This is a genomic window from Kitasatospora sp. NPDC091257 (assembly GCF_044757675.1).
In the GTDB taxonomy this organism is placed as follows: domain Bacteria; phylum Actinomycetota; class Actinomycetes; order Streptomycetales; family Streptomycetaceae; genus Kitasatospora; species Kitasatospora lactacystinica.
In genome coordinates, this window is the sequence record NZ_JBIVVI010000526.1 from 1 (window position 1) to 5,970 (window position 5,970).

Sequence of the window (5,970 nt, forward strand, 5' to 3'; positions counted from 1 at the left end):
CACCACTACCAACACTCGCCCCCACCCCGACGCACTCCCGATCTCTGCCACCGAGTCCCGTCCGCCGGGCGGGGTCCGGGGAACGGCGGCGGCGCCGGGCCCGTGAGCCCGGCGCCGCCGGTGGAGCAGGCCCGCGGTCAGTCCGTCGGGCAGTGGATGCCCGTGGCCGGGACGGTGCCGTCCAGCAGGAACGCGTCCACCGAGGCGCGGACGCACTTGCTCGCGCCGTAGCCGGTGTGGCCCTCGCCGTCGCGGCTGATCAGGACGGCGTTGCCGAGTTCGGCGGTGAGCTTCTCGGCCCAGGCGTACGGGGTGGCCGGGTCCCCGGTGGTGCCGACGACCACGATCGGGGTGGTGGCGGCCGACGTGATCACGTGCGGCTTCTCGGTCGCGCGGAACGGCCAGATCCGGCAGTCCGGGTCGAACAGCGAGGCCATCGGGTCGTGCTTGCCGACCAGCGGGGCCTTGGCGGCGAGGTCGGTCAGCGCGGCCTGCAACTGCTCCCCGGCCGGGGCGTCGGTGGCGCCGTCGGCGCAGTGGATGGCGGTGTAGGCGTCCGCCGACGGGCCGTAACGGCCTTCTTCGTCACGGCCGTTGTAGCCGTCGGCGAGGTCGAGCAGGTAGTCGCCCTTGCCGCGCACCATCGCCCAGCCGATGGAGTTGCGCAGGCCGTTCCAGGCCTTCTCGCCGCCGTAGAGCCGGCTGAGCACGCCGGTCCAGGCCGCGCTGGAGGTCAGGGTGCGGCCCTTCTCCGTCCTGAGCGGCTTGTCCTTGAGTCCGTCGAGGAAGGCGGCGAGCTTCTGCGGGGCCTGGTCGGCGTCCTTGCCGAGCGGGCACGCGTCCTTGGTGACGCAGTCCGCGGCGAAGGCCTTCAGCGCCCGCTCGAAGCCGGCCGACTGCTCGATGTTGTGCTGGATCAGCGAGGTGGAGGCAGAGGTGGCGCCGTCCAGGACGAGCCGGCCGACCCGGTCCGGGAACTCCTCGGTGTAGAGCGAGCCGAGGTAGGTGCCGTAGGACATGCCGAGGTAGCTGAGCTTCTGGTCGCCGAGGGCGGCGCGCAGCACGTCCATGTCCCGGGCGGTGTTGCGGGTGCCGACGAAGGGCAGGACCTGTGCGTACTTGGCCTGGCAGGCGTCGGCGAGCTGCTTGCCGTGGTCGTCGCCGGCCTGGTCGGTGTTGAGCCAGGCGTCCCGGGCCCGGTCGTCCAGGCAGTTGAGCGGGCTGGTGCCGCCGGTGCCGCGCGGGTCGAAGCCGACGATGTCGTAGCGGTCGTGCAGCGGGCCGTCGAGGCCCTTGGGGTCGTAGGTGACCATCTGGACGCCGGAGCCGCCCGGGCCGCCGGGGTTGAGCAGCAGCGAGCCGATCCGCTGGTCGGGCTTGGTGGCCGGGTTGCGGACCACGGCGACGTCCAGGGTGCCGGCGGCCGGGGCGGTGTAGTCGAGCGGGACCTTGAGGGCGGCGCACTGGAGCGCTGAGATGTCCTCCTTGTTCTGCGGGTCCTTCGCGCAGGGGCCCCAGGCGAGCTGCTGGCCGTAGAAGGCCTTGAGCGCCGGGTCGGCGGCACCGGTGGGCTTGACGGTCGGGGTGGGCGTCGGGGTGGCCGTCGGCGTCGCGCCGGCGGGGGCCGCGGTGGTCGCGGGCGCGGCGGCCGTGCCGCTCCCGCCGGTGCAGCCGGCCAGCAGGGCTGCGGTGGCGACGGCTGCTGCGGCGGCGGGCAGGATGCGCCGCGGATTCCTGGTGATCATGAAATGCACGGCACAGGAATATCACCTGCCTGTCACATCGGTCACATGGGATTCTCGGAGTTCTCCGCACGGCGCCGCTCCCGCGGTGGTCGGGGGTGATGCCGTCCGCCGGGCGCGAGGGGTGATTCCGCGGGGCGCCGAACGATGCCATGCTGAGGTCATGACAGAAAGCAGTGCGGTGGCCCCGCTCCGTGAGCAGGCGGAAGTCGGTGGCCGGCGGAGGGAGTTGGCCGCGGCGACGGTCGGATCAGTGGTCGAGTCCTTCGACTGGAGCATCTACGCCGTCCTCGCGCCCTACTTCGCGGCGGACCTCTTCGGGCACGGCAAGCACGGCGTCAGCGGCGTGCTCGGCGCGTACGTCACCTTCGCGGTGGGCTTCGTCGCCCGGCCGGTCGGCTCCTTCCTGATCGGGCGCCTCAGCGACACCAGGGGACGGCGCTTCGCGCTGAGCCTCGGCATGGCGGTGATCGCCGCCGCCAGCCTGGGCATCGCCGTGATCCCCGGCCAACAGGCCATCGGGGTCTGGGCGGCACTGCTGGCCGTGCTCGCCCGGGTGGTGCAGGGGCTCGCCTTCGGCGGGGAGGCGCCGAGCGTGGCCGCGTACGTGACCGAGACCGCCCCGCCGCGGCACCGCTTCGCGTTCAGCTCGATCTCCTACGGCGGGATCGTCCTCGGCTCGCTGCTCTCCTTCGGGGTGCTCACCGTGCTGATCCACACCATCGGCAAGTCCGGTCTGGAGAACGGTGGTTGGCGCCTGGGCTTCGCGGTCGCCGCACTGCTCGGGCTGGCCGCCGTCTGGGTACGGCGGTGGGCGCCGGAGAGCGCGGAGTTCCGCCGCACCCGGGAGCGCGCGCGGCGCACCGCCCGCCCGCCGTTCGTGCGGACGCTGCGCGAGCACCGCTGGGCGGTGCTCACCGTCTTCCTCAACACCCTCGGGGGGACGGTCGGTTACTACTTCGCGCTGGCGTACCTGCCGCAGTACGCCGCCGCCTACCACGTGGTCGGCAAGGAGGAGGCGGCCTCCTTCATGACGGTGGTGCTCGTCGTGGTGCTGGCCACCATGCTGCTCACCGGCGTCGCCGCCGACCGCTTCGGCCTGCTGCCGGTCGCCCGGATCGGCTTCGGTCTGCCGATCCCGATGGTCGGCATCCTGCTCGCCGGGCTGCGCCAGGGCTGGCTGCCGTTCCAGGTCGTCGCCGTGCTGCTGGGGATGCTGGTGGCCACGGTGCTCGGCACGCTCAACGTCTTCACCGGGCTGCTGTTCCCGACCGAGGTGCGGGCGGTCGGCCTCGGCGTGGTCAACGCGACCACCATCGCCGCGTTCGGCGGCACCTTCCCGCTGCTCGCCGAGTGGCTGAACGGCCGTCATCTGCTGGGCCTGATCCCCGGATACGTCACCGTCTGCACGGCCGGCCCGGCCCTCGCGCTGCTGACGGCGATGAAGGTGCCGTCCTTCGCCGCGGCCGTGCGGGGCGCGGAAGCCTCGGTTCAGCGGACACCGGGAACCGCCTGACGGACAGTCATCCACTGTGGTTGAGTGGTCCGGACCATTGCTGATCGGGGAGGGCGGAGCATGGGTGCCGACGCATCGGCTGCGGACATACCGGACACTGCCGGACGGGACGCCGGAACATCGGACGCCGGTCCGGGTGTCGGTGGTCCGGACGACTGGGGTTCGGACGACTGGGGGTCCTACGACCGTCCGCCGGGGACCGGCCTGTCGGAGAGCTGGCTGACCGAGCCCGGGTTCGAGGAGCCGCCGCAGGTGGACCTGCGCACCGACCGGGCGCACTCGGCCCGGGTCTACGACTACCTGCTCGGCGGCAAGACCAACTTCCCCGCGGACCGCGAGGTCGGCGACCGCGTCCTGGCCGACCTGCCCGGCGTGCGCGCGGACGCCACCGCGGCCCGCGCCGTGATGCACCGGATGGTGCGCCGGCTCGCCGAGGTGCACGGCGTGCGCCAGTTCCTGGACGTCGGCACCGGCATTCCGACCGCGCCCAATCTGCACGAGATCGTGCAGTCCGTCGACCCGGCCTGCCGCGTGGTCTACGTCGACAACGACCCGATCGTGCTCGCCCACTCGCGCGCCCTGCTCACCAGCACCCCCGAGGGCCGCACCGCCTACGTCCAGGGCGACCTGCGCGAACCGGAGCGGTTCCTCGCCGACCCGGCGGTGGCCGGCACCCTGGACCTCCGCGAGCCGGTCGCCCTGACGCTCATCAACATCGTCCACTTCCTCTCCGACGAGGCCGCGCACCCGCCCGTCCGCAAGATCCTGGACGCCCTGCCCGCCGGCAGCTTCCTCGCGCTGTCCGCGGGGACGGCCGACATCGCGCCGGAGCGCAGCGCGGCCGCCGCCCGCCGGTACGAGGAGGCCGGGATCACGCTTCACTTCCGCTCGCGCGAGCGCGTCGAACTCTTCTTCGCCGGGCTGGAGTTGGACGATCCGGGGGTGGTCCTGATCAACCACTGGCACCCGGAGCTCGCCGAGGTCCCGACCCCGGGAGGGGACACGGTCTCGGTGTACGGGGGAGTCGGCCGCAAGGCATAGTCGGATCCTTCCCTGTCAAAACGATCGTCTTTACGTGCTCATGTCATTAAAGTGACTGCCCGTCGAACCCCCCACTCGGCAGGCGGAGATTTCATGACCATTGCACGCAGGTCCATCCTCAAGGGCACCTCGGCGGCCGGAGCCGCCCTCGTGGCGGCAGGGACGGCGGCCGCGCAACCCGCGGCCGCCCAGCCGGCCGACGACGCGCCCGCCGGTCCGCTCCTGCAGACCACCCCGCACCGCGCCGGAACGGCCTCGGTGACCGGGCTGCACCTGCAGTTCGGCACCGACGCCAGTACGGAGATGACCGTCTCCTGGCTCACCCCGCAGTCCGTGCGCCGACCACAGGTGCGGTACGGCTCACCGGACGGCGGCCTCGGCCGGGTCGTCCAGGCCGAGACCCGTACCTACCGGGACTCGATCGACAAGGTCGAGGTGTACGTCCACCACGCGCGGCTCACCGGGCTGCGCCCGGGCACCACCTACCTCTACAGCGCCGGCCACGACGGCGCCAACGCCGAGACCGGCACCTTCACCACCGCCCCGCGCGGCCGAACCCCCTTCACCTTCACGAGCTTCGGGGACCAGGCCGCGCCCAACCTCCGCCGCCGGATCACCTTCCCCGACGGCATGCCCTCCCCGCTCGGCAAGTACCCCGTGTTCATGAGCAGCCAGGTCGGCACCGCGGCCTCCGCCGACATCGTCGCCGCCGTCGAACGCGTCGGGCCGCTGTTCAACCTCATCAACGGCGACCTCTGCTACTCCTCCTACGCCGGCCGCCACGGCCAGAGCCGCACCGCGACCTGGGCCGACTGGTTCATCAGCAACAGCCGCTCCACCCGGCTGCGGCCCTGGATGCCCTGCGTCGGCAACCACGAGAACGAGGGCGGCAACGGCCCGATCGGCGCGACCGGCTACCAGGCCTACTTCACCCTCCCCGATTCCTCGGCCTCCTCCGACGAGGAGACCCGGGGCATGTGGTACGCCTTCACCGTCGGCTCGGTGCGCTTCATCAGCCTCGCCAACGACGACGAGGCCATCCAGAACTCCGGCGACGTCTACCTGCGCGGCTACTCAGGAGGAGCCCAACGGCGCTGGCTGGAGCGGGAGCTGCGGGCGGCCCGGGGCAACCGGGCGATCGACTGGATCGTGGTCTGCATGCACCACCCGATGATCTCCAGCTCGATGCACGGCTCCGGCAGCGACCTCGGCCTCCGCGAGACCTGGGGCCCGCTGTTCGACGCCTACGGGGTCGACCTGGTGGTGTGCGGCCACGAGCACTACTACGAGCGCTCCCACCCCGTCCGCGGCACCCTGCCCAACGACACCCGCACCCCGGTGCCGACCGACACCCGCACCGACCTCGTCGACACCGGGCGGGGCACCGTCCACATGATCATCGGGGCCGGCGGCAACGCCGCCACCACGCAGGACGACCTCTTCGAGAAGCCCAAGGGCCGGGTGGTCGTCGGGCTGGAGGACCCGAAGCCGGGCGCGCCCTACCGGGAGTCGGTCTGGGTCACCGAGGACGCGCCCTGGGCCGCCGTCCAGGACCGCACCCACGCCCACGGCTTCGCGGCCTTCGAGGTCGACCCGGGCGACCGGCGCGGCGGCACGACCACCATGAAGGTCACCTACTACACCTTCGACGGACCCCACGGGGACCTCACC

The 5,970-nt window shown here is 72.4% G+C and carries 4 protein-coding genes; 3 read left to right on the forward strand and 1 reads right to left on the reverse strand.

The window, feature by feature from the left end:
* Positions 1–137 precede the first annotated feature (137 nt).
* Complete coding sequence (locus tag ACIQOV_RS23380) at positions 138–1,745, reverse strand: alpha/beta hydrolase (protein ID WP_401051350.1); 1,608 nt, start codon at positions 1,743–1,745, stop codon at positions 138–140.
* Between the two features lie 160 nt (positions 1,746–1,905).
* Here ACIQOV_RS23380 and ACIQOV_RS23385 point away from each other — a divergent pair, with 160 nt between their 5' ends.
* The 3 genes from ACIQOV_RS23385 to ACIQOV_RS23395 form a co-directional block, all read left to right on the forward strand.
* Entirely contained in the window at positions 1,906–3,258 is a 1,353-nt protein-coding gene (locus ACIQOV_RS23385) for an MFS transporter (RefSeq protein WP_401051353.1), read from the forward strand.
* Positions 3,259–3,318: 60 nt separating this feature from the next.
* Positions 3,319–4,299, forward strand: coding sequence for an SAM-dependent methyltransferase (locus ACIQOV_RS23390; RefSeq protein WP_401051356.1), 981 nt, complete (start codon positions 3,319–3,321; stop codon positions 4,297–4,299).
* Between the two features lie 93 nt (positions 4,300–4,392).
* Positions 4,393–5,970, forward strand: a 1,578-nt coding sequence (locus ACIQOV_RS23395) for a purple acid phosphatase family protein (protein ID WP_401051358.1), incomplete at its 3' end; no start/stop codon positions are given.

Bases quoted from the DNA above. Each gene is read 5' to 3' on its own strand.
- ACIQOV_RS23385 (WP_401051353.1), top strand. From the start codon at position 1,906: ATGACAGAAAGCAGTGCGGTGGCCCCGCTCCGTGAGCAGGCGGAAGTC.
- ACIQOV_RS23390 (WP_401051356.1), top strand. From the start codon at position 3,319: ATGGGTGCCGACGCATCGGCTGCGGACATACCGGACACTGCCGGACGG.
- ACIQOV_RS23380 (WP_401051350.1), bottom strand. From the start codon at position 1,745: ATGATCACCAGGAATCCGCGGCGCATCCTGCCCGCCGCCGCAGCAGCC.